At 71.1% G+C, this 20927-nt stretch carries 15 protein-coding genes and 1 pseudogene; 9 read left to right on the top strand and 7 right to left on the bottom strand.

Going from position 1 to position 20927, the window contains the following annotated elements:
- Window positions 1–137: 137 nt before the first annotated feature.
- Window positions 138–1781 carry a DNA repair helicase XPB gene (locus KQY30_RS20565; protein WP_217308095.1) on the top strand — a complete coding sequence of 548 codons (1644 nt, stop codon included), beginning with the start codon at window positions 138–140 and terminating at the stop codon, window positions 1779–1781.
- A gap of 79 nt (window positions 1782–1860) precedes the next feature.
- Here KQY30_RS20565 and KQY30_RS20560 read toward each other — a convergent pair whose 3' ends face one another.
- A complete protein-coding gene (locus KQY30_RS20560) occupies window positions 1861–2982 on the bottom strand; it encodes a glycosyltransferase 87 family protein (protein WP_217311193.1) in 1122 nt (373 codons plus the stop codon).
- A 258-nt stretch (window positions 2983–3240) separates the two neighbouring features.
- On the bottom strand, window positions 3241–3444 hold the full coding sequence (locus KQY30_RS20555; RefSeq protein ID WP_217308094.1) for a hypothetical protein: 204 nt from the start codon (window positions 3442–3444) through the stop codon (window positions 3241–3243).
- Window positions 3445–3450: 6 nt separating this feature from the next.
- Here KQY30_RS20555 and KQY30_RS20550 point away from each other — a divergent pair, with 6 nt between their 5' ends.
- Window positions 3451–3759 carry a hypothetical protein gene (locus KQY30_RS20550; RefSeq protein WP_217308093.1) on the top strand — a complete coding sequence of 103 codons (309 nt, stop codon included), beginning with the start codon at window positions 3451–3453 and terminating at the stop codon, window positions 3757–3759.
- A gap of 158 nt (window positions 3760–3917) precedes the next feature.
- Window positions 3918–6142, top strand: a pseudogene (locus KQY30_RS20545) (UvrD-helicase domain-containing protein).
- On the opposite strand, the gene KQY30_RS20540 reads toward KQY30_RS20545, so the two are convergent.
- Window positions 6121–6849 carry an SDR family oxidoreductase gene (locus tag KQY30_RS20540; RefSeq protein WP_217308092.1) on the bottom strand — a complete coding sequence of 243 codons (729 nt, stop codon included), beginning with the start codon at window positions 6847–6849 and terminating at the stop codon, window positions 6121–6123. The pseudogene KQY30_RS20545 and the gene KQY30_RS20540 overlap by 22 nt on opposite strands.
- Window positions 6850–7007: 158 nt before the next feature.
- Complete coding sequence (locus KQY30_RS20535; protein ID WP_217308091.1) at window positions 7008–7586, bottom strand: TetR/AcrR family transcriptional regulator; 579 nt, start codon at window positions 7584–7586, stop codon at window positions 7008–7010.
- 83 nt (window positions 7587–7669) lie between these two features.
- On the opposite strand from KQY30_RS20535, the gene KQY30_RS20530 reads away from it, so the two are divergent.
- Together KQY30_RS20530 and KQY30_RS20525 are read left to right on the top strand one after the other, a co-directional pair.
- Entirely contained in the window at window positions 7670–8551 is an 882-nt protein-coding gene (locus tag KQY30_RS20530; RefSeq protein ID WP_217308090.1) for an SDR family oxidoreductase, read from the top strand.
- Between the two features lie 127 nt (window positions 8552–8678).
- Window positions 8679–9527, top strand: coding sequence for an NAD(P)H-binding protein (locus KQY30_RS20525; protein WP_217308089.1), 849 nt, complete (start codon window positions 8679–8681; stop codon window positions 9525–9527).
- 105 nt (window positions 9528–9632) lie between these two features.
- Here the strand turns inward: KQY30_RS20525 and KQY30_RS20520 are convergent, their stop codons facing one another.
- Window positions 9633–10346 (bottom strand): copper homeostasis protein CutC, encoded by a 714-nt coding sequence (locus KQY30_RS20520; RefSeq protein WP_217308088.1) that lies wholly within the window; start codon window positions 10344–10346, stop codon window positions 9633–9635.
- 274 nt (window positions 10347–10620) lie between these two features.
- Here KQY30_RS20520 and KQY30_RS20515 point away from each other — a divergent pair, with 274 nt between their 5' ends.
- The 4 genes from KQY30_RS20515 to KQY30_RS20500 all read left to right on the top strand — a co-directional run bounded on the left by KQY30_RS20515 (window position 10621) and on the right by KQY30_RS20500 (window position 19340).
- Window positions 10621–12963 carry a cation-translocating P-type ATPase gene (locus KQY30_RS20515; RefSeq protein ID WP_217308087.1) on the top strand — a complete coding sequence of 781 codons (2343 nt, stop codon included), beginning with the start codon at window positions 10621–10623 and terminating at the stop codon, window positions 12961–12963.
- A 199-nt stretch (window positions 12964–13162) separates the two neighbouring features.
- A complete protein-coding gene (locus KQY30_RS20510; RefSeq protein ID WP_217308086.1) occupies window positions 13163–13825 on the top strand; it encodes an HD domain-containing protein in 663 nt (220 codons plus the stop codon).
- 85 nt (window positions 13826–13910) lie between these two features.
- Complete coding sequence (locus tag KQY30_RS20505; RefSeq protein ID WP_217308085.1) at window positions 13911–14318, top strand: hypothetical protein; 408 nt, start codon at window positions 13911–13913, stop codon at window positions 14316–14318.
- A 12-nt stretch (window positions 14319–14330) separates the two neighbouring features.
- On the top strand, window positions 14331–19340 hold the full coding sequence (locus tag KQY30_RS20500) for a caspase family protein (RefSeq protein ID WP_217308084.1): 5010 nt from the start codon (window positions 14331–14333) through the stop codon (window positions 19338–19340).
- 128 nt (window positions 19341–19468) lie between these two features.
- On the opposite strand, the gene KQY30_RS20495 is transcribed toward KQY30_RS20500, so the two are convergent.
- Together KQY30_RS20495 and KQY30_RS20490 are read right to left on the bottom strand one after the other, a co-directional pair.
- Entirely contained in the window at window positions 19469–19951 is a 483-nt protein-coding gene (locus KQY30_RS20495; protein ID WP_254407242.1) for a hypothetical protein, read from the bottom strand.
- A 115-nt stretch (window positions 19952–20066) separates the two neighbouring features.
- Window positions 20067–20807 (bottom strand): DUF4328 domain-containing protein, encoded by a 741-nt coding sequence (locus tag KQY30_RS20490; RefSeq protein WP_217308083.1) that lies wholly within the window; start codon window positions 20805–20807, stop codon window positions 20067–20069.
- Between the last annotated feature and the right edge of the window lie 120 nt (window positions 20808–20927).

Raw genomic sequence — 20927 nt, 5'->3', positions numbered from 1 at the left:
CCGCCCCGCCCCGGTACGCCCACCGGCGGCCCCGGCGACCCCCGAAGCGGATCCCCGGGCTCCCTTCGTGGTCCGGATCAGGGCCGGATGCGGGAGACTGGGCGTTTGGCATACGGACATACGGAAAGGGCGCGGCTGTGAATGGACCCCTCATCGTCCAGAGCGACAAGACATTGCTGCTCGAAGTCGACCACGAGCAGGCGGGGGCCTGCCGTCGCGCCATCGCGCCGTTCGCCGAGCTGGAGCGGGCCCCCGAGCACATCCATACCTACCGGCTGACCCCGCTCGGGCTGTGGAACGCCCGGGCCGCCGGGCATGACGCCGAGCAGGTGGTGGACGCGCTGGTGGAGTTCTCGCGGTATCCCGTGCCGCACGCCCTGCTCGTCGATGTCGCCGAGACAATGGCCCGCTACGGCCGGCTCGTCCTCTCCAAGCACCCCACCCACGGCCTTGTGCTGACGTCCACGGACCGTCCGGTGCTGGAGGAGATCCTCCGTTCCAAGAAGATCCAGCCGCTGGTCGGCGCCCGGATCGATCCGGACACCGTCGCCGTGCACCCCTCCGAGCGCGGCCAGATCAAGCAGACGCTGCTCAAGCTGGGCTGGCCGGCCGAGGATCACGCCGGTTACGTCGACGGCGAGGCGCACGCCATCGAGCTGGACGAGACCGGCTGGGCGCTGCGCCCGTACCAGAAGCAGGCCGTCGAGGGCTTCTGGCACGGCGGCTCCGGCGTGGTCGTCCTGCCCTGCGGCGCCGGGAAGACCCTGGTCGGCGCGGGTGCGATGGCGCAGGCCAAGGCCACGACCCTGATCCTGGTCACCAACACCGTCTCCGCCCGCCAGTGGAAGCACGAGCTGGTGAAGCGCACCTCGCTGACCGAGGACGAGATCGGCGAGTACAGCGGTACGCGGAAGGAGATCCGCCCCGTCACCATCGCCACGTACCAGGTGCTCACGACCCGTCGTAAGGGCATCTATCCGCACCTGGAACTGTTCGACTCCCGCGACTGGGGTCTCATCGTGTACGACGAGGTGCATCTGCTGCCCGCGCCGGTCTTCAAGTTCACCGCCGATCTCCAGGCCCGCCGCCGTCTCGGACTGACCGCCACGCTCGTACGGGAGGACGGCCGCGAGTCCGACGTCTTCTCGCTCATCGGGCCCAAGCGGTTCGACGCGCCGTGGAAGGAGATCGAGGCGCAGGGGTACATCGCCCCGGCCGACTGTGTGGAGGTACGGGTCAACCTCACCGACAGCGAGCGCCTCGCGTACGCGACCGCCGAGACGGAGGAGAAGTACCGGTACTGCGCGACGACCCCGACGAAGCGGCGGGTGACGGAGGCGCTGGTACGGAAGCACATGGGCGAGCAGACGCTGGTCATCGGGCAGTACATCGACCAGCTCGACGAACTGGGCGAGCATCTCGGCGCGCCGGTCATCAAGGGCGAGACGAGCAACGCGCAGCGGGAGCTGCTGTTCGAGGCGTTCCGGCAGGGCGAGATCTCGGTGCTGGTGGTGTCGAAGGTCGCGAACTTCTCGATCGACCTGCCGGAGGCGACGGTCGCGATCCAGGTCTCGGGCACGTTCGGCTCCCGCCAGGAGGAGGCGCAGCGGCTGGGCCGGGTGCTGCGGCCCAAGGCGGACGGGCACGAGGCGCGCTTCTACTCGGTCGTTGCGCGCGACACCATCGACCAGGACTTCGCGGCGCACCGGCAGCGCTTCCTGGCGGAGCAGGGGTACGCGTACCGGATCGTGGACGCGGACGAACTGCTGGCGGGGGACTGAAGGGGTCGGAGCCGGAAAGGGCTGAGAGACCGAGGGGCAGGGCGCCGGGGACCCTGTGTGAGGGACGGGATCCCGTCCCTCACCCCGTCCCCGCCGACGTGCTCACGCCCGAGCCCGACTTCGTACGCGGCGACGGGACCAGCACCCCGCCGCGTACCGGCGCCGTGCCCGCCGTGGTGCAGACGCGCCAGACCGCGAAGGCCAGCAGGCCAAGGGCGCACAGCGCGTACGGCGAGGCCAGCGGCTGCTGCCACCAGGGCAGCCGCAGGTCCCGTTCGCCCTCGTGCGGTACGGCCCAGAAGCTGCGGGCCGTCCACACCACCCCGACCAGTGCCGCCATCCGGAACCGGCCCTCCGCGATCAGCACCGCCAGCAGCGGAACGCACCACACCCAGTGGTGCGACCAGCTAATGGGCGACACGAGCAGCGCCGTCAGCGCGGTGACCAGCACTCCCCAGCTCTCCGACCCGGCCCCTACGACCGCCCTGCGCGCCGTCCACAGTCCGCCCACCGCCGTGACCACCGCCGCCACCGCCCACAGCGCGCCCGGGTCCGGAGTGTGCAGCACGCGTGCGAGCAGCCCCTGCAACGACTGGTTGTCGACGATCCACGGCTTGCCGATCCGCCCGGTCTCGAAGAGCCGCCGCGTCCAGAACTCGGCGCTGGCCGCCGGGAGTACGAGCACCCCCAGCAGCACCGTGCCGGTGAAGGACGCGAGGGCGGTGAGGCCCGCCCGTACCCGGCCGGTCACCAGCAGGTACACGATGAAGACCGCCGGGGTCAGCTTGATGCCGGCGGCGACGCCGAGCGCGAAGCCCTTCCCGATCGCGTGCTCGGCCCTCGACAGGTCCCACAGCACAAGACACGCGAGGGCGAGATTGATCTGGCCGAAGAGGACGGTCTGGAAGACGGGTTCGAGCCACAGCCCGACCGCGACGGCCACGAGCAGCGGTACGGGACCGGCCGGCAGCCCCGCGAAGCGCCAGGACAGCCGTACGAACAGAGCCAGCAGCGCGACGTTCCCGATGACGAAGACAACCTTGAGGGCGTCGACGGGCAGCCAGGTGGTGGGTACGAAGAGGATCGCGGCGAAGGGCGGATAGGTGGCGGGGAGCTGCCACTGGGTGACCGTGAACCCGTAGAGGTCGGTGCCGCCGACGACCGCCGCGCCTTCCGCACGGTAGACGAGCGTGTCGGCCATGGGGATGCGCCGGGCGACGCAGAGGGTGGCGAACACGGCCAGCGACAGGGCGAGCGTGCCCACTGCGGCGAGTGAGCGGAGGGTCACGGTCGGGTAGGTCACGGCCGCGACCCTAGTGGATCAGGCGTGCCACGCAGCAACGGTGACCATCGTAAGCGGTGCTCAGAGGGGTGCGGGACGGTGCGGGGGCGGTACGGGGGCGATACGGGGGCGGTACGGACGGGCTCGGCCGCCGAGAACGCTGAGAGCGCTCTCAGCTCAGAGGGTCGAGCGGCGCCGTATGCCGGCCTCCTCCGCGTACTCTCCGAGGACCGCCACCCGGAACGCGGTGCTCACGAAGACCTTGACCGCGCGCAGCGCGTTGCCGACATGGTGGGCCGGGTGGGGGGCGGCGCCCGAGGCCGTCGCGCCGGGCGGCGCGCCGTGCGGGGCGTGGGCTGGGGTGAAGGCTGCTGTGCTCATAGGTCCATGATGGATTCGCTGCACCGGCGTACGCATCGCACCAAGGACGGAAGCTGCCGGGCGGCGGGTACGACTCGGGGCGCGGTGGCCCGTACGACTCCCGGCATACGGGGTCTCCCCTACGGGACGGACACGGGAGCGGCACGGCGGCGGCAGCGCGAGCCGGTCACCCAGGCGGCACGGCGGGGGCAGCTCGGCGGGGCGCGGGGGCAGCGCGAGCCGGTCACCCAGGCGGCGCGGTGGCGGCGCGGGCCCGTCGCAGGGGCCGACAGCGGCGGCGGCAGAAAAACCATTCGCCCGTCCCGCCCCCGCTGACTACAATCTCCTCTCTTGCCCGCCTCCCTCTGCGGAGCGCCGCCGTCCGGACGGAAACCGGACGGCCACCGCCATGATGTGATCCACGCCGACCGCCAGGGCCGCCGACCGACCGGCTCGCGGTGTTTCGGCATGCGTACTGCCCGGAGGCAAAGACCGTGCCCGCGTACGACCCCGACCAGACCCCCGACCTCGCCACCCTCACCGAGCCAGCCGAGCGCACCGAATCCACCGCTCCCGACGAACCCACTCAACCCACCGACCTCGCCGACCCCCTCGGTACCGAACGCGCCCATCTCAGCGCCTCCCGCTCCGCCCTCCGCGCCATGCGCGAGGACGTCGAAGCGCTCGACATCAGCGATGTCACCGCGAACTGGGTCAACGCCGCCGTCCTGGAGGCCCAGATCGAGGAGCGCATCAAGGCCCTCGCCGATCTCTCCCACACCCCCTCTTCTTCGGCCGCCTCGACTATCTGCACGCCGTGGGCGCCGCGAGCGCCGAAGGCGCCGAGGGCGACCGCCCGCTGCCGGAGGCGGCTGATTCGACGGTGTACATCGGCCGTCGCCATGTGCACGACGCCGACGGCGACCCCATGGTCATCGACTGGCGCGCCCCCGTCTCCCAGCCGTTCTACCGCGCCTCCAAGAAGGACCCGCTCGGTGTCGCGCTGCGCCGCCGCTTCGGCTACACCGGCGGCGACCTCACCGCGTACGAGGACGAGCACCTCTCCGACCCCGCCGAGGCCGCGCGCACCAGCAAACTGCTCCAGGCGGAAATCGAACGCCCGCGTGTCGGCCCCATGCGGGACATCGTCGCGACGATCCAGCCCGAGCAGGACGAGATCGTACGGAGCGGGCTCGGCGGTACGGTCTGTGTCCAGGGCGGTCCCGGCACCGGCAAGACCGCGGTCGGCCTGCACCGGGTCGCGTATCTGCTGTACGCGCACCGCGAGCGGCTGGCCCGTACCGGCACCCTGGTCATCGGACCGAACGCCTCCTTCCTCCACTACATCGAGCAGGTCCTGCCCGCGCTGGGCGAGTTGGAGGTGCGGCAGTCGACGGTGGACGATCTGGTCACCGCGGTCGCCGCGGTGGAGGTACGCGGTACGGACCCCGCGCCCGCCGCGGTCGTCAAGGGCGACGCCAGGATGGCCGAGGTCCTGCGCCGGGCCGTACGGTCCCATGTGACCCTGCCGGCCGAGGGCGTCGTGGTGGTGCGCGGCTCACGGCGGTGGCGGGTCCCGGTGTACGAACTCGAAGAGATCATCCGGGAGTTGCTGGCCCGGGACATCCGGTACGGAGCCGCCCGCGAGGCCCTGCCGCAACGGGTCGCGCACGCCGTGCTCGTACAGATGGAACGGGCGGGCGAGGCGCCCGACGACCGGGTGCAGGACGCGGTGGCACGGAACCCGGCGGTGAAGGCGCTGGTCAAGGCCGTCTGGCCGCCGGTCGATCCGGCGAAACTGGTGCTCCGGCTGCTCTCCGACGCGGAGTTCCTGGCGGAGCACGCGGCGGACCTGCTGACGGCCGACGAGCAGCGGACGATCCTGTGGACGAAGCCGGCGCGCGGTCTGAAGTCGGTGAAGTGGTCGGCGGCGGACGCGGTGCTGATCGACGAGACGGCCGATCTGATCGCCCGTACACACTCGTTGGGCCATGTCGTGCTGGACGAGGCGCAGGACCTGTCCCCCATGCAGTACCGCGCGGTGGGGCGCCGCTGCTCGACGGGTTCGGCCACGGTCCTGGGCGATCTGGCCCAGGGGACCACCCCGTGGGCAACGGCGAGCTGGGCGGACGCCCTGCGCCATCTCGGCAAGGCGGACGCGGTGGTCGAGGAGCTGACGGCGGGCTTCCGCGTACCGCGCGAGGTCATCGCGTACGCGTCGAGGCTGCTCCCGCACATCTCGCCGGGCCTGGCGGAGGTCCGGTCGGTCCGCGAGTCGCCGGGCTCGCTGGAGGTACGGGAGGTGCCCGACGCGGCCGCCCTGGACACGGCGGTCGTAGCGGCCTGCACGCAAGCCCTGGCCCATGAGGGCTCCACCGGTCTGATCGCCGCGGACTCCAGAATCCCCGCCCTGCGCGAGGCACTCACGGCGGCCGGCCTGCCCTGGCTCTCCCCGGGCGAGGAGACGACCGCGGACTCCCGCCTCACCCTGGTCCCGGCCTCGCTGGCGAAGGGCCTGGAATACGACTACGTGGTCCTGGACGACCCCACGCCCGTCGTCTCCGGGGAACCGGACGAACGCACCGGCCTCCGTCGGCTGTACGTCGCCCTGACGCGCGCGGTCTCAGGTCTCACGATCCTCCACACGGAGCCCCTCCCGGCCGAGCTTCTGGGCCGGCCCCCGGTCGTACGAGCGGTTCAGGAGAGCCAGTCCGCGTAACGGGTGGGGGCGAGGCGGGCGTCCTTGTCGGTGAGGACATCGCCCTTGACGGCGGCGAACATGCCGGCGGTGGGGTCGGTGACGACCGTACGCTTGTCGCCCTTGTGGGCCAGGGTGATCCGGCCCAGCTCGTCCAGGGAGAAGATCTCCGGACCGGCGATGTTGCGAATGCCTCTCAGCGGGGTGCCCGCCGCGACGTCCGCCACCGCCTCGGCCACGTCCTCGGCGGCGATCGGCTGGATCGGCGTGGCGGGCAGCCGGACGGTGTCGCCGTCGGCGGTCCAGGACAGGACAGCTTCGATGAACTCCATGAACTGTGTGGCGCGGACGATCGAGTACGGGATCGGCCCGGCCGCGAGGATGTCCTCCTGGAGCGCCTTGGCCCGGTAGTAGTCCAGCTCCGGCACCTGATCCACGCCGACGATCGAGAGGATGACGAAATGGCCGACGCCGCTTTTCCGGCCCGCGGCCAGCAGATTGTCCATCGAGGTCCGGAAGAAGGCCGGGGAGGCTTCGTCGAAGGTCGGGGAGTTCGTCAGATTGACGATGACATCGGCCCCGTCCACCGCCTGGTCCAGTCCCCGGCCGCTGATGACGTCGATTCCGGTGGAGTGCCCGTGCGGTACCGCCTCATGACCGGCGGCGTTCAGCTTTCTGACGACCTGTGACCCGATCAGCCCCGTACCGCCGATGACCGCGAACTTCATGAGATGCCCTTCGGTGGGAGTTCAGTGGGATTCCAGTGGAGTTCAGGGATTCCAATGGGATGCATACCCGAATTTGGCATATGCCCCCCCACGTCGGAGGCAGGTCCGGCGCCCGGCGGGCAAGGCGGTGAGGCGGCCAGGCGGTGAGGAAGAGTCGGTCAGCCCAGCGACGCGCTCGCCGCGCGCAGCTCGTCCAGGGCCGCCAGGGCGTACTCGGCGAGCTCGCCCTTGCCGGAGCCGTCACCCTCGGCCCATTCGGCGTACGCCCGCTTGAAGGCGAGGACGCCCAGCTCGCCCGCGAGTGCCGCGGTCGGGCCGGGTACGCCGCGGGCGGTCAGAGCGGTCGTCATCGCGGCCGCGAGGCTGACGCTCTTGAGGGCGTCACGCTCCTGAAGCTCGGCGCTGGCGGCGACGGCCGCCTTCAGACGGGGCGCGAGCTCCCGGTTCATGGCGCCCATCGCGCTTGAGGCGCGCTCAAGACCGGCGGCGACCGCTTCGAGTGGACTGGCGTCAGCGGGCGCCTCGGCGATCCCCTCGGCCAGCAGCCGGCTCAGCGTCTCCTGCCCGGCCACCAGCAGCTCGCGCTTGTCGGGGAAGTGCCGGAAGAACGTGCTTTTGGTGACCCCGGCACGCTCGGCGATCTGCGCGACCGTCGTCGCGTCGTACCCCTGCTCGGTGAACAGGTCGACAGCAGCCACGACGAGGCGTTCGCGCGCCCCTGGTTCCCATCGCCCCATGGGTCGATCATACGCGATGGGACTCTTGTCCCATCACCTGTTAGGGTGACGGGACAAGAGTCCCATCACTTGGGGAGAGTCCCATGCGTGTCTTGCTCACTGGTGGCACCGGTCTGATCGGTTCCGCCGTCGTCGCCGAACTGCTCGGCAACGGCCACACCGTCCTCGCGCTCGCCCGCTCCGACGCGTCCGCGCTGGCCGCCGAGACGGCAGGCGCCGAGCCGCTCCGGGGAGCCCTCGCCGACCTGGACGTCCTTCGCGCCGGCGTCGCCCAGGTCGACGGGGTGATCCATCTGGCATTCGCCAACGACTTCAGCAGCCCCGACGCCCTCGCGAACGCGGTCGCCGAGGAAAGCGCCGCCCTCGCGGCCCTCGGCGAGGCACTCGTCGGCAGCGACCGCCCCTTCGTCACCGCCTCGGGTACGCCCGCCGCGCCGGGCCGGGCCTCCACCGAGGCCGATCCGCTGCCGACCGACGGGCCGGTCGGTGGTCGCGGTCGCGCGGTCACGGCGGTCCTGGGCCTGGCCTCGCGCGGAGTACGGAGCACGGCCGTACGACTGCCGCGCACGGTCCACAACCAGGGCACGGGCGGATTCGCCGGATTGCTGACCGGTATCGCACGCCAGACCGGAGTGTCCGGCTACCCGGGCGACGGCACGCAGCGCTGGCCGGCCGTGCACGCGCTCGACGCGGCAGCCCTCTTCCGGCTCGCCCTGGAGCTGGCCCCGGCCGGCAGCTCCTGGCACGCCGTGGCGGACGAGGGCGACGAGGTGCGTGACATCGCCGCGGTCATCGGCCGACGGCTGGGCCTGCCGGTCGAGTCGGTGCCGCCGGAGACCTACGGTCCTCTCGGCCCGATCTTCGCGTACGACCAGCCCTCGTCCAGCACGCACACCCGGCAGACCCTCGGCTGGGAGCCGAAGCACCCGAGCCTTCTGGAAGACCTGGAGAACATTCAGCCCTGACCGGGGACCGGGCCCCTCACCCACGTCACTCGCTGCCGACGCCCGCACCGGCAGCGGCACTTCACGTCCACACCTCCACGTCCACGTCCACGTCCAACAAGTCCACAACCAAGCAGGAGTTCCCGTCATGGTGACAGTCGTCTTCGGCGCTCGCGGCAACGTGGGGCATCACGTGGCCGCCGGCCTGCTGGCCGCCGGTGAGCAGGTCAGAGCAGTCAGCAGAACCCCGGCCGCGGGCTTGACGCCCGGTTGGGAAACCGCCGCCGCCGACCTGGAGCGTCCCGAGACGCTGGCCGCGGCGCTCGACGGTGCGGACAAGGCGTTCCTCTACGGAATGCTCCACCCCGAGAAGCCCTACGACATCGAGAAGGTCACCGCGGCGGCCACGGCCGCGGGGATCCGGCAGGTGGTTCTGCTCTCGTCGGTGTCGGTGCTGAACCCCGACGCCGACCACCCGGTCCCCCGCCTGAACCGCACGATCGAGCAGGCCGTCCAACGGTCGGGCATGGACTGGACGTTCCTCAGGCCGGGCACGTTCGCCACCAACACCCGTACCTGGTGGGCCGAATCGATCCGCACCGACAACGTCGTCCGCCTTCCCTATCCCCTCGCGCAGTCGGCTCCGGTGGCCGAGAAGGACATCGCGGCACTGGCGGTGACCGCCCTGACCGAACCGGGCCACTCGCACCAGACCTACACCGTCTACGGGGCCGAGTCCCTGACCCTGCGACGCCAGGTCGAGCACATCGGCGAGGCCATCGGCCGCCGCATCCGGATCGAGCACATCTCCGACGAGGAGGCTCGCGCGGAAGTCGGCAGAACAATGCCTCCGGTCGTGGCCGAGGCGATCGTGGACCAATGGGCCGCCGCCGACGGTGTCCCGGTCACGACCTCCGCCATCGTCGGAAAGATCACCGGCACTCCGGCGCACACCTACGCCCAGTGGGCCGCCGACCACGCCGACGACTTCCGCTGAACCGGACAGGACGCGGTTGTCCGCGGCCGGTTCGAAGTCGTCTACGGCCGGTTCGCAGAGCCGCGGGCCGGCCGCGCGGGTCCGCGGCCCGCCCCGGCTCCCCCCTTACCCGTCCAGCCTCGTCCGCCACTCCCGTACCGCCTCCGACGACACCGGCGCCTCCCAGCCGCCCGGCCGTGCCGCGCCGCCGATGTGGAAGCCGTCGACGCCCGCCTCGACCAGGACCTCCACATGGTCGAGGCGGAGGCCGCCGCCGACCAGCATGTGGGGGCCGTAGCCCGGTTCGCCGCGGCCCGCCGCGCGCGCTTCCGCGAGCAGCGTCGGCAGCCCGTCGTCCACGCCCGTGGCCGAACCGGCGGTGAGGTACGTGTCGAGCCCCGGCAGATCCGCGAGCTGCTTGCGCAGCGCGTCGCGGTCGACCGCGCGGTCGATCGCCCGGTGGAAGGTCCAGCGGCAGCCGTCCAGCTCCGCGAGCAGCCGTTCCACCGTCACCAGATCGGGCATCCCGTCCTCGTCGAGGAAGCCGAGGACGAACTCGTCCGCCCCCTCCGCCCGCAGCCCGCGCGCCGCCTCCACCAGCGCGTCCGCGTCGCCGGGCGCGCCGGGCTCGGCCACCGTGAAGCCGTCGGCCAGCCGCAGCATCACCCGCAGCGGGATGTCGACCGCCGCACGGATCTCCGCGAAGGTCTCGCGGGGCGGGGTCAGCCCATCCGCCGCCATGTCGGTGACGAGTTCGAGGCGGTCAGCGCCTCCGCGCGACGCGGCGACCGCGTCCGCCGCGTCGAGGGCGATCACCTCCAGGACTGCACGCTTGCTCATGGGGACCTCATTCATAGGGGGGTGGACTTCGGGGACGGGCAGGACAAGGCTGGGCCGGGCTATAGGTCTAGTCCAATGTCCAGCCTAAGGGGAGCCAAAACCCGGCGCACCGGCGCACCCGTACCGTGGGCCCCACCAGAATCGGGACACCCGAATAAAAATACCCCCGAGGGGTATGTTGAAGTCATCGCCCGCCCGAGGTATACCTGAAGGAAAGGGATACCCCTGGGGGTACGATGAAGATGTACGGGCCGACACCGAGGAGCCATCAGCCATGAGCCTCGCCCAGACCACCGGCACACCCGCCGAAGTCGAGCTGCTGATCGGCGGTATGACCTGTGCCTCCTGCGCCGCCCGGATCGAGAAGAAGCTCAACCGGATGGACGGCGTCGAGGCCACCGTCAACTACGCGACCGAGAAGGCCAAGGTCGTCTACCGCGGCGGGGACGTCGCCGTACAGGACCTCATCGCGACCGTCGAGGCCACCGGTTACACCGCGCACGAGCCCGCTCCCGTACGGCCGGAGCCCTCGCCCGGCGAGCCCGGCGAGCCCCGCGACGACCGGCCGAGCGCCGAGGACCAGGCCAAGGACGCCGAGCTGCGCTCCCTGCGCGAGCGCCTGATCACCGCTGTCGTCCTCTCCGTACCCGTCGTCGCGATGGCGATGATCCCCGCCCTCCAGTTCCAGTACTGGCAGTGGCTCTCCCTCACCCTCGCCGCCCCGGTCGTCGTCTACGCCGGCTACCCCTTCCACCGCGCGGCCCTCACCAACGCCCGGCACGGCGCGGCCACCATGGACACGCTGATCTCGGTCGGCACCATCGCCGCGTTCGGCTGGTCGCTGTGGGCGCTGTTCTTCGGTACGGCGGGGATGCCCGGGATGACGCATCCCTTCGAGCTGACGATCGCCCGCTCCGACGGCGCCGGGAACATCTATCTGGAAGCCGCCGCCGGGGTCACCGCCTTCATCCTGGCCGGCCGCTACTTCGAGGCCCGCTCCAAGCGCAAGGCCGGCGCGGCCCTGCGCGCGCTGCTGGAACTGGGCGCCAAGGAGGTCACCGTCCTGCGCGACGGGCGCGAGACCACCGTGCCCACGGCCAGTCTCCGGCTCGGCGACCGTTTCGTCGTACGGCCCGGCGAGAAGATCGCCACCGACGGCACGGTCGTCGAGGGCTCGTCCGCCGTCGACGCCTCGATGCTCACGGGGGAATCCGTGCCGGTCGAGGTGTCCGCCGGGGACGCGGTGACGGGAGCCACCCTCAACGCGGGCGGGCGGCTGGTCGTCGAGGCGACCCGGATCGGCGCGGACACCCAGCTCGCGCGGATGGCCCGGATGGTCGAGGAGGCCCAGAACGGCAAGGCCGCAGCCCAGCGCCTCGCCGACCGGATCTCCGCCGTCTTCGTCCCGGCCGTCATCGCCCTCGCCCTGGCGACGCTCGGCTTCTGGCTCGGCAACGGCGCCGGACCGGCCGCGGCCTTCACCGCCGCCGTGGCCGTCCTGATCATCGCCTGCCCCTGCGCGCTGGGCCTGGCCACACCCACGGCGCTGCTGGTCGGAACCGGGCGCGGGGCGCAGCTCGGCATCCTGATCAAGGGGCCCGAGGTGCTCGAATCCACCCGCCGGGCCGACACGGTCGTACTCGACAAGACCGGCACCGTGACCACCGGCCGGATGACACTGCTCGCCGTCCACACCGCTCCCGGTACGGACGAGACCGAGGCGCTCCGGCTGGCGGGCGCGCTGGAACACGCCTCGGAACACCCGATCGCACGGGCCGTCGCCACCGGCGCGACCGAACGTCTGGCCGCCGCGACCGGCACGGGCGGGACCGACGGCGCTCTTCCGGTACCCGAGCTTCCGGTGCCCGAGGACTTCGCCAACGTCCCCGGTCTCGGTGTCCAGGGCGTCGTCGAAGGACACGCCGTCCTCGTCGGCCGTACGCGGCTGCTCGCCGAATGGGAGATCCGTCTCCCCGCCGGCCTGGAGCAGCGGAAGTCCGAGGCCGAGGCGGCGGGCCGTACCGCCATCGCGGTCGCCTGGGACGGCGAGGCGCGCGCCGTCCTCGAAGTCGCCGACGCCGTCAAGGACACCAGCGCCGAAGCGGTCCGCCGGCTCCGCGCCCTCGGTCTGACCCCGGTCCTCCTCACCGGCGACAACAAGGCGGTCGCCGCCTCCGTGGCCGCCGAGGTCGGCATCGACCCGGACCAGGTCATCGCCGAGGTCCTGCCCCAGGACAAGGTCGACGTCATCAAGAAACTCCAGGCCGAGGGCCGCAGCGTCGCCATGGTCGGCGACGGTGTCAATGACGCCGCCGCCCTCGCCCAGGCCGACCTCGGTCTCGCCATGGGCACCGGCACCGACGCCGCGATCGAGGCGGGCGACCTCACGCTCGTACGGGGCGACCTGCGCGCCACCGCCGACGCCATCCGCCTCGCGCGCCGCACACTCACCACCATCCGCGTCAACCTCTTCTGGGCCTTCGCCTACAACGTCGCCGCGATCCCGCTCGCCGCCGCCGGACTCCTCAACCCGATGATCGCCGGGGCGGCCATGGCCTTCTCGTCGGTGTTCGTGGTCGGCAACTCGCTCCGGCTGCGCGGGTTCCGAGCGCTGTAGTCGGCAGTCCCGCAGTCCGAGCGCAGCGGTCCAAGGCACTGGAGCCCATGGCGCTGGACTTCAAGGTGCCGTCGTTCAAGGCCCAGCAGCCCAGCGCGCTGGACTCCATGGCGCTGATGCCCTTCCAGGCCGGGGCCGGTAGCCGTTCCGTACACCCGCCGTACGAAACGCCCACCGGCCCCCGGCCTAAGGTCGTCCCATGCCCGCACCCGAGCCGCACCCCGCCCTCCGCGACCGCTTCGCCGCCGCCCTCAACGCCCTGCGCGACCCGGGCGACGACACGCGCCCCGACCCGTACCCCTACGCCGACGACCTGCTCGCACGCTGGGCCGAACCCCAGCGCCGCTACCACACCACCGCCCACCTGCTCGCCGTCCTCGACCACATCGACACCCTCGCCGAGTACGCCGAGGACCCCGATCTCGTACGCCTCGCCGCCTGGTTCCACGACGCCGTCTACCGCCCCGACCGCTCCGAGAACGAGGAGCGCTCCGCCCGGCTCGCCGAACGCGCCCTCGCCGAGGCCGGGTTGAGCGACGACCGTACGCGCGAGGTCGCCCGGCTCGTCCGTCTCACCACCACCCACGCCGCCGCCCCCGGCGACCGCAACGGAGCCGTCCTCTGCGATGCCGACCTCGCGGTGCTGGCCTCGGCCCCGGCGGCGTACGAGACATACCGGACGGCGGTACGGGAGGAGTACGGCTTCGTCCCCGACGCCGGCTTCCGGGCGGGGCGGGCGGCCGTACTGGAACAACTGCTCGCGCTGCCGGGGCTGTTCCGTACCCCTCATGCCGTACGGGAGTGGGAGGCCCGCGCCCGCGCCAATCTCACCGCGGAGCTGGTCGGCCTCCGGGCGGAATGACACCTCGTTCGCGCCCGTTCAGTCGATAGACGCCTTACGCCGCACTAGAGTTGAGTCTCCATCAGCTTCAGGGGGCGTTTTCGGTATGACGGAGCAGACGGCGGACCACCTCGCGGGCCACATCGACCACGTTGACACCGTTGGCCACATCGACGAGCAGACCGAGGGCGGGACTCTGCCGTTCTGGGTCGACGTGGTCGAAGAGGAGGACGGCGGCGACGGCAACGCCATGGGCGGTCTCTTCCGTCACGGCTCCGACGGCGAGACCGTCCTGCGCTCCGTCCCCCTCGGCCCCCTCCGCAAGAACCTCGCGGACACCGTCGACGCCCTCCAGAAGGTCTTCGAGGAGGTCGCGAACCGTGGCGGTACGCTCCCCCTCGCCGAGGCCCAGCTCTCCTTCCAGGTCACCGCGAGCGGCGGTATCCAGCTCATCGGCAGCGGCCAGATCCAGGGCACCCGCGGTCTGACCCTGACGTTCAAGCGCCCGTCGTAGCGGTCCCCGCCCATGCCGCCGTCGTACCGGTCATCACCCTCGCCCCGCTCCGGACCGTCGTCACGCCCGCGCCACAAGGCCCTGCTCATCGGCGCCAGTGAGTACGACGAACCGGCGATCCGGTCCCTCCCCTTCATCCGGGACGATCTCCAGCGGATGAACACCGCGCTCTCCGAACGCGGCTTCCAGCCCGTCGAGATCGCCGAGTCGCAGCGAGGCATCACCCCGAACGCCGTCAACCGCCACGTCCTGCGCTTCCTGCGCGAAGCCGGCCGCGGCGACACCCTGTTCATCCTGCTCAGCGGCCATGGCCTGCACTTCGAGGGCCGCGACTACCTCATCCCCGAGGACGCCTATTACGAAGGCGGCTCCTTCGCTGATAGCTGTATCGAGATCGGCTGGCAGAAGGAACTCGAAGACTCCCCCGCCGGCCAGGTCGTCTTCCTCATCGACGCCTGCCGCGAAGGCGCCGCGCGGAGGGCCAAGGCGGCTCCGCCCCGGATGCCCGGCTGGGAAAAGCCCAAGATCGCGGCGGCCCTGCGCCGCAAGGTCGCCTACATATACGCCTGTTCCAAGGGCCAGTACGCGTTGTACGTGGACGAGTCCGAGGCCGTCGTCCAGAGCGAGGACGCTCATGGGACCGACACCGGCATCGGCACCCAGCCCGGCGACTCCTTCAGTCTGTTCTCCCGCGCCGTCTCCGACATCGTGACCGGGGTCCAGCACACCCTGCACATCGGCGAGTTCGCCGAAGCCGTCCAGCAGCGGGTGACCGAACTGCACACGGCGTACGGCAAGAAGCCCCCGGTCCAGCAGATCAGGGTCGAAACGGACATCCCCTGGCCCGAGTTCACCGTACTGCCGGGCCCGGCCCGCGACTCCTCCGAGCACCCCTGGGTACGGAGCACCGCCACCCATCCCGTGTGGGAGCGCACCGCCCCGGGCAACGCCCGCGATGCCCTCAAGGAGGTCTGCGGCACCCTCGCCGCCCGGCTCGCCGACGGGTACGAGAAGGCCGCCGCGGCGCTCCGCGACGACCCCTGGCACGACGGCGAACTGGCCAAGCGCGCCCAGGACCGTCTTGGCTTCCTCACCGACAAGCTGGCCCCCGGCACCCAGCTCTCGCCCAGCGAAGCCGCGCTGGCCGTCCTTCTGCCCCTGGTCGGCCAGGCCTTCTGGACGCATGAGGCGGCCCAGCGCGCGGGCGTGGTCACCGGGGGCCCCGCGGCCGACGGCTCCCCCAGGACCAGGACCAGGGCCGGAGCCGGGGCCGGAGCGGCAGCCGGAGCCGAGGCCGAGGAGACCACCCCCGAGCGCGACCGCTTCGCCAAGTTCGCCCAGGGCTTCCCGCGCCTCCAGCGCCGTCTCCGTACCCTCGAACAGCGCGGCGTCTCCGACGGTTCGGTGGAGCGCATCCGCTGGTGGCTGTTCCACCGCTGGCTGATCCGCCAGCCCGAGCTGTACGCGTCCCAGACCCTCAAGACCCTGCTCGGACCGCCTCCGGGCGATCCCGAGTGCCCGGCCTGGGCCGCCGACGTGCTGTCCGGAGAGCGCTTCATGCGCTTCCTCCAGGAGCTGCGGGCGGCCCCCTTCGCCGTACCCCGCCGTACCCCCCGCCCCGGCGACCACGACGAGTCCGACCACGATCTCGTCGCCGCCACGACCAGGGACGAGCACGAGCTGCGCGAGCCCCTCGTCGCCTCCCTCGCCAAGACCGCGCAGGCCTTCGCCGTCGACCCGCTGGACCTGCCCGAGATCCTCGTCGAGCACATCGGGATCTCCGACAGCGTCAAGCTGACCGACCTGCTGACCACGATCCGCGGCTCGAACTGGCCCAACTCCGGCCTCGGCCGCTCCCTCAAGGCACTCTGCGAGCACCCCGCCGTACAGATCGCGCTCCGTGAGCACGCCCAGCGCGTCGACGCCCTGCTCCGCGACATCAACCGCTCCCCGGCGCCCGCCCTCGCGCCGCTGCGCTCCCTGCCCCCGTACGCCGACGCCGACCGCGTCCGCCTCAGCGGCAACACCCCCGCCCATCTCTCCGACGGCATCCGCTTCCAGCTCGCCGAGGACCGGGTGCAGGAACTGCTCATGGGCGAGGAGCTGTACGGCGAACGCGAACTTGCGATCCGCGAGCTGTACCAGAACGCCCTGGACGCGGTCCGCTACCGCGACCGCCGTACGGAATATCTGCGCCGGTCCGGACAGCGCCCGGAGGAGCGGTTCGACGGACTGATCGAGTTCCTCCAGTCCGTGGACGACCAGGGGCGCCCGTACCTGGAATGCCGCGACAACGGCATCGGCATGGGCATCAACGAGCTGAGCAATGTCTTCTCGCAGGGCGGCGCCCGTTTCGTGGACCTCCCCGAGTACATCGAGGAGCAGACCGCCTGGGCCGAACTCGGCGAACCGCGCATCGAGTTGCACCCCAACAGCCGCTTCGGCATCGGTGTGCTCAGCTACTTCATGCTGGCCGACGAGATCGAGGTGACCACCTGCCGCATGGGCCGCGACGGCCGCCCGGGACGCAGGCTCCAGGTCAAGATCGCGGGTCCGGGCAATCTGTTCCGTATCGAGGACCTGGGCCAGGGCACCGAGCCGGGGACGACGGTACGGCTGCTCCTCACCGAGCACGTGGAGCGCGTGTCCTGCGTCGACACCTTGCAGCGGGTGCTCTGGCTGGCGCCGTACCGTACAACGGCTGAACACGGCTCCCGCCGCTACGGCTGGGACCCGGGACAGCTCTCCATCAGCGGCCCGGAGCTGGCCTGGCTCAACGACGCGGAGATGTTCTCGCTCAGCGGCGCGAGCTTCCCGTCCGACCATCCGGACGTGTGGTGGGTGGACGGTACGGGCTGGCTCCTCAGCGACGGACTCCTGGCCGCGGCCAGCAACGGGCATGAGCCGTACGGCGCGCTGGTCAATCTCGGCGGGGAGCACCAGCCGGAGCTGAGCGTCGACCGCAAGACCATCCGTGCGCTCGACAGCGCCTATGTGGACGGGCTCATGGACGAGGCGCTGCCCAGCCTCTTCTCGACCGCGCGCCCCCTGCTGCGTCCCGACTGGCTGGAACGGGTCAGCGCGTTCTCCATCCGGTTCGCGGACGCGGTGGCCGAGCGGGCGCAGACGAGCGAGGTGCCCTGGCCGATGGGGGACGACCTGCGGCCGTTCGCCGAGCTGGGGTTCTTCCGCCCGGACACGGCGCTGCTGCCGCTGGTCACCGGCCGCTATCCGGCAGCACGCGAAGCCCACGCGGCCTCGTATGTGAGCACGATCCCGGCGCCCGTACTGCGCTGGCGGCTCCTCACGCTCTACCGGGCGGGCCTCGGCGATCCGCTGACCCCCGCTGCTGAGAGCGCTCCCGAGCTGCCCTGCGCCCGGCCCTCGGACATCCTCCTGCTCATCGAGCGAGGCTCGTCGAGCAACTGGGCAAGCGAGTACAAGTCCTGGCTGGAGGGGGTGAACGGGCTGATGAAATACGGCAAACGCCCCTCCGAGTTCGTACTGAACTCCGGCATCCTCAGCCTCAACGCCCTGCACGAGTGGCGCGATCCCGGGGAGCCGGTCGCCTTCGACGAGATCCTGCCGCTGGTCCGGGTGACAAGGCTCGGTGTCGGGGCGGTCGCGGAACGTCTGACGGCGCTGGGCTACTCCGTGGCCCCGCTGCCGGAGCACAGTGAGCGGATCCAGCCGGACGATCTGCCCCTCCTCAGTACGCTCGGGCAGCCGGGATGGATCGAGCCCGGCGGTGAACTGTCGGTGGCCCAGGTCTTCTACAGCGCGGCACTCGCCGACTGCGCCTCGCGCAAGGCGGCCGACCGGCTGAAGGAGCTGGGCTTCACCGTGCCTGCGGAGTTCTCCGCGTACGAGGACATCAACGCCTGGACGCCGGAAGAGCGTGACATCCTCGTCTCGCTGTGGAACTTCCACGCCGAACGTCTGTCGCCGGAGCAGCACCGGGTGGTCAGCTACCCCCAGCTCATCAGTGTGGCGCGGAGCTGCGGTGCCACCACCGACACCGTGATGGGGCTGCTGACGCGGATGGGCTTCGTCCTGTCCGAGGAGTGCGAGTCGCGCCGGGGCGCCCCGTTCCGGGCGTCCCAGGAGGACGAGTGGGACGTACTCAGCTACAACGACATCGAACTCGCTGTGGACCGCAAGGTGCCGGTGCCGCACTTGGCCGGGGTCACCTACCGCACCGGCCGGACACTCCGGGCCGTCGCGGAACAGTTGCGCGCCCTTGGCCTCGAAGTCCCCGAACTGCCCCTCGACCGGCCGCTGCCGAACAAGCAGGACCTCAACTTCCTTCACGAGCGGTATGTGATCACGTCGAACGACGCGTGGCCCGACGAGGAGAAGCCGCTGTCGCTCCAGGACATCGCCGAGCGGGCCCACCACTCGAATCTGTCGATGACGGAGGCGGCGGCGCGGCTGCGCGCGTTGGGCTACGACTGCCCGCAGGAAGCGTCTTTGCTGGACAGCTTCCAGGAGCAGGACACGGAAGTCCTGCGGTGGGACCGGCCGGGGAAGGTCACGGCGGTGCAGTTGTACGCGGTGGCAGACCATGTCGGACTGGGCCCGGCGGAAGTGGCGGAATGGCTCACCCCTTTCGGATACGAGGTCGAGCCCGAGTCGGAGGCCGTGCGGCGGGACTGGAATGCCCAGGACCTGTTGGGGGCCGTGCTGGCGGGCGCACGGGAAACCCGGCTGTCCGAACATTCCGAGATGGCAGGCACCAAGGTCTCCCTCCCCACCCTGGCCTCGGTCGCCATGCACCAGCGGCTGCCGTTCCGTACGGTCGCCCTCAAGGCCACAGAACTGGGGCTGCGGCACGAGGCGGAGGAGTGGTTCGTGGCGGACGAGCCGGAGGAGAAAACGGCCGAGGCCGAGGCTCCCGGCGTCGTAGCTGCCGGGACCGAGGCGGATGGCGTCGAAGCGGCCGAGGCTGAAGCGGCCGGGACCGAGGCAGCCAGCGCCGAGACTCCCGGCGCCGAAGCGGATGGCGCTCAGCCCGAGGACTGAGCGCCACGCGCCACCGCTTGGACAGCAGACGGCAGACAGCAGGCGGCCCGGCCGGCCGTACCGGGGCGAAGCCCCAGCAGCCGGACCGGGCCCCTGCCCATACGGGAGTGCCAGTACCGGAGTGCCGGTCAGTCGCCGGTGTTGGTGGCCCAGACAGGCCTGTTGGCGTTGTCGTAGACGACGACGTTGCCGTCGTCCTGGACCGCCAGGTACCGGCCCTTCTGCCAGGTACCGGCGGCCCAGAGGGCCTTGCCCGCCTTGTTGTACACAACGAGGTTGCCGTCGCTCTGCATCACGAGACGGTCGGCGTTGGGGTAGACGTTCGGGGCCTGCCAGACAGCGCGGTTGTTCTTGTAGAGGACGACATTGCCGTCGCTCTGGACACGCAGGATCGCGCGTCCGTTGCCGGAGGTCCACGCCTGGTTCTTGCCGAGGGTGGCGGGCGCGTAGAACTTCGAGTCGCTCCGCAGCGTCTCCTGGAGCTGCGTGCTCTCGACGGTACGGACCGCACGGCCGCTCTCCACCGCGTCAGCGGCGGGAACGGCGGCCAGAACGGGCAGGGCTGCGAGGGCGAGCGCGGGAAGGCCGCGCCGCACGAGGTTTTTGATCACAACCCGGTTGTAGGCAGCCCGCGTGTGCCCCGAACAGCCCACCGGCCACGAACTCACCCGTACGGCCCAGCCTTTTCATCGCCGAAACGACTCTGCGTGCCCAGCGACCGTGTTCTTAAACCAACTCGTTTTTCACGGCCGCCGTGCGGAACGGTCCCTCGACCGCCTTGAGCCGCTGCATGGCGGTCAGTTGGACGGCGAAGTACACGGCGGCAGCGGCGGCGAGGATGTGCAGCACGTCGGCGGCCATGTACAGCACCACCCCCTCCTTGATCTCGGTCAGCGTCCTGGCGGCGCCGTAATTCCTCCCGGCGTACCAGTTGAGCAGCATGCTGAAGACGAACAGCCCCCACCACAGGTTCACCGGCCAGACCCGCGCCCGGTACCGCTCGCCGTCGGCCGGCGAACCGTCGGCCGGCAGCGAGGTGGCGGCGCCCCACATGTCGAAGGCGACGCGGTACGGCATCCAGAAATTCGCCAGCGGGATCAGCCAGACTCCGATGGCCCACCCCGGTCCCCTGTGGAACCCGTCCGGCGCCAGCGGCCCGGTTTTGCGGCGCATCTGGAAGAACCAGGCGATGAAGGCGATCGCGCAGGGCAGGTACACGATGGTCTGGTACCACGCGGCCGTGTCGTACAGCGAGGTGGCGGCATCCAGTTCCTGCTGCGGAGCCGTGGCGAAGCCGCCGTCTCCGTCGATCAGCGACCGGAGCCTGACTTCGGCGAACAGGCTGAACAGATCGGTGAAGGCCGCGACAGCGAGCGCCGCGACGGCCACGGCCAGAAGTCCGTACGACGCCACGGTCGGTACTCCGGGCAGCGGCGGACGCGGACGCGGATCAGTGGATTCGGACATGACGAGGAGAGCCCCCCACGGGCGAGAAACGGAACGGCCTGCGATGGAACGCGCGGCCGAGTCACGATACGCCGGACATGAGAGTCCCGTCCATGACAATTCCGCAGGTGGGCCGGTCCG

This window comes from Streptomyces sp. GMY02 (genome assembly GCF_019056675.1).
GTDB classification, from domain to species: domain Bacteria; phylum Actinomycetota; class Actinomycetes; order Streptomycetales; family Streptomycetaceae; genus Streptomyces; species Streptomyces odonnellii.
The sequence above is the reverse complement of the archived record's forward strand: the minus strand, read 5'-3'. Positions and strand labels throughout refer to the sequence as shown.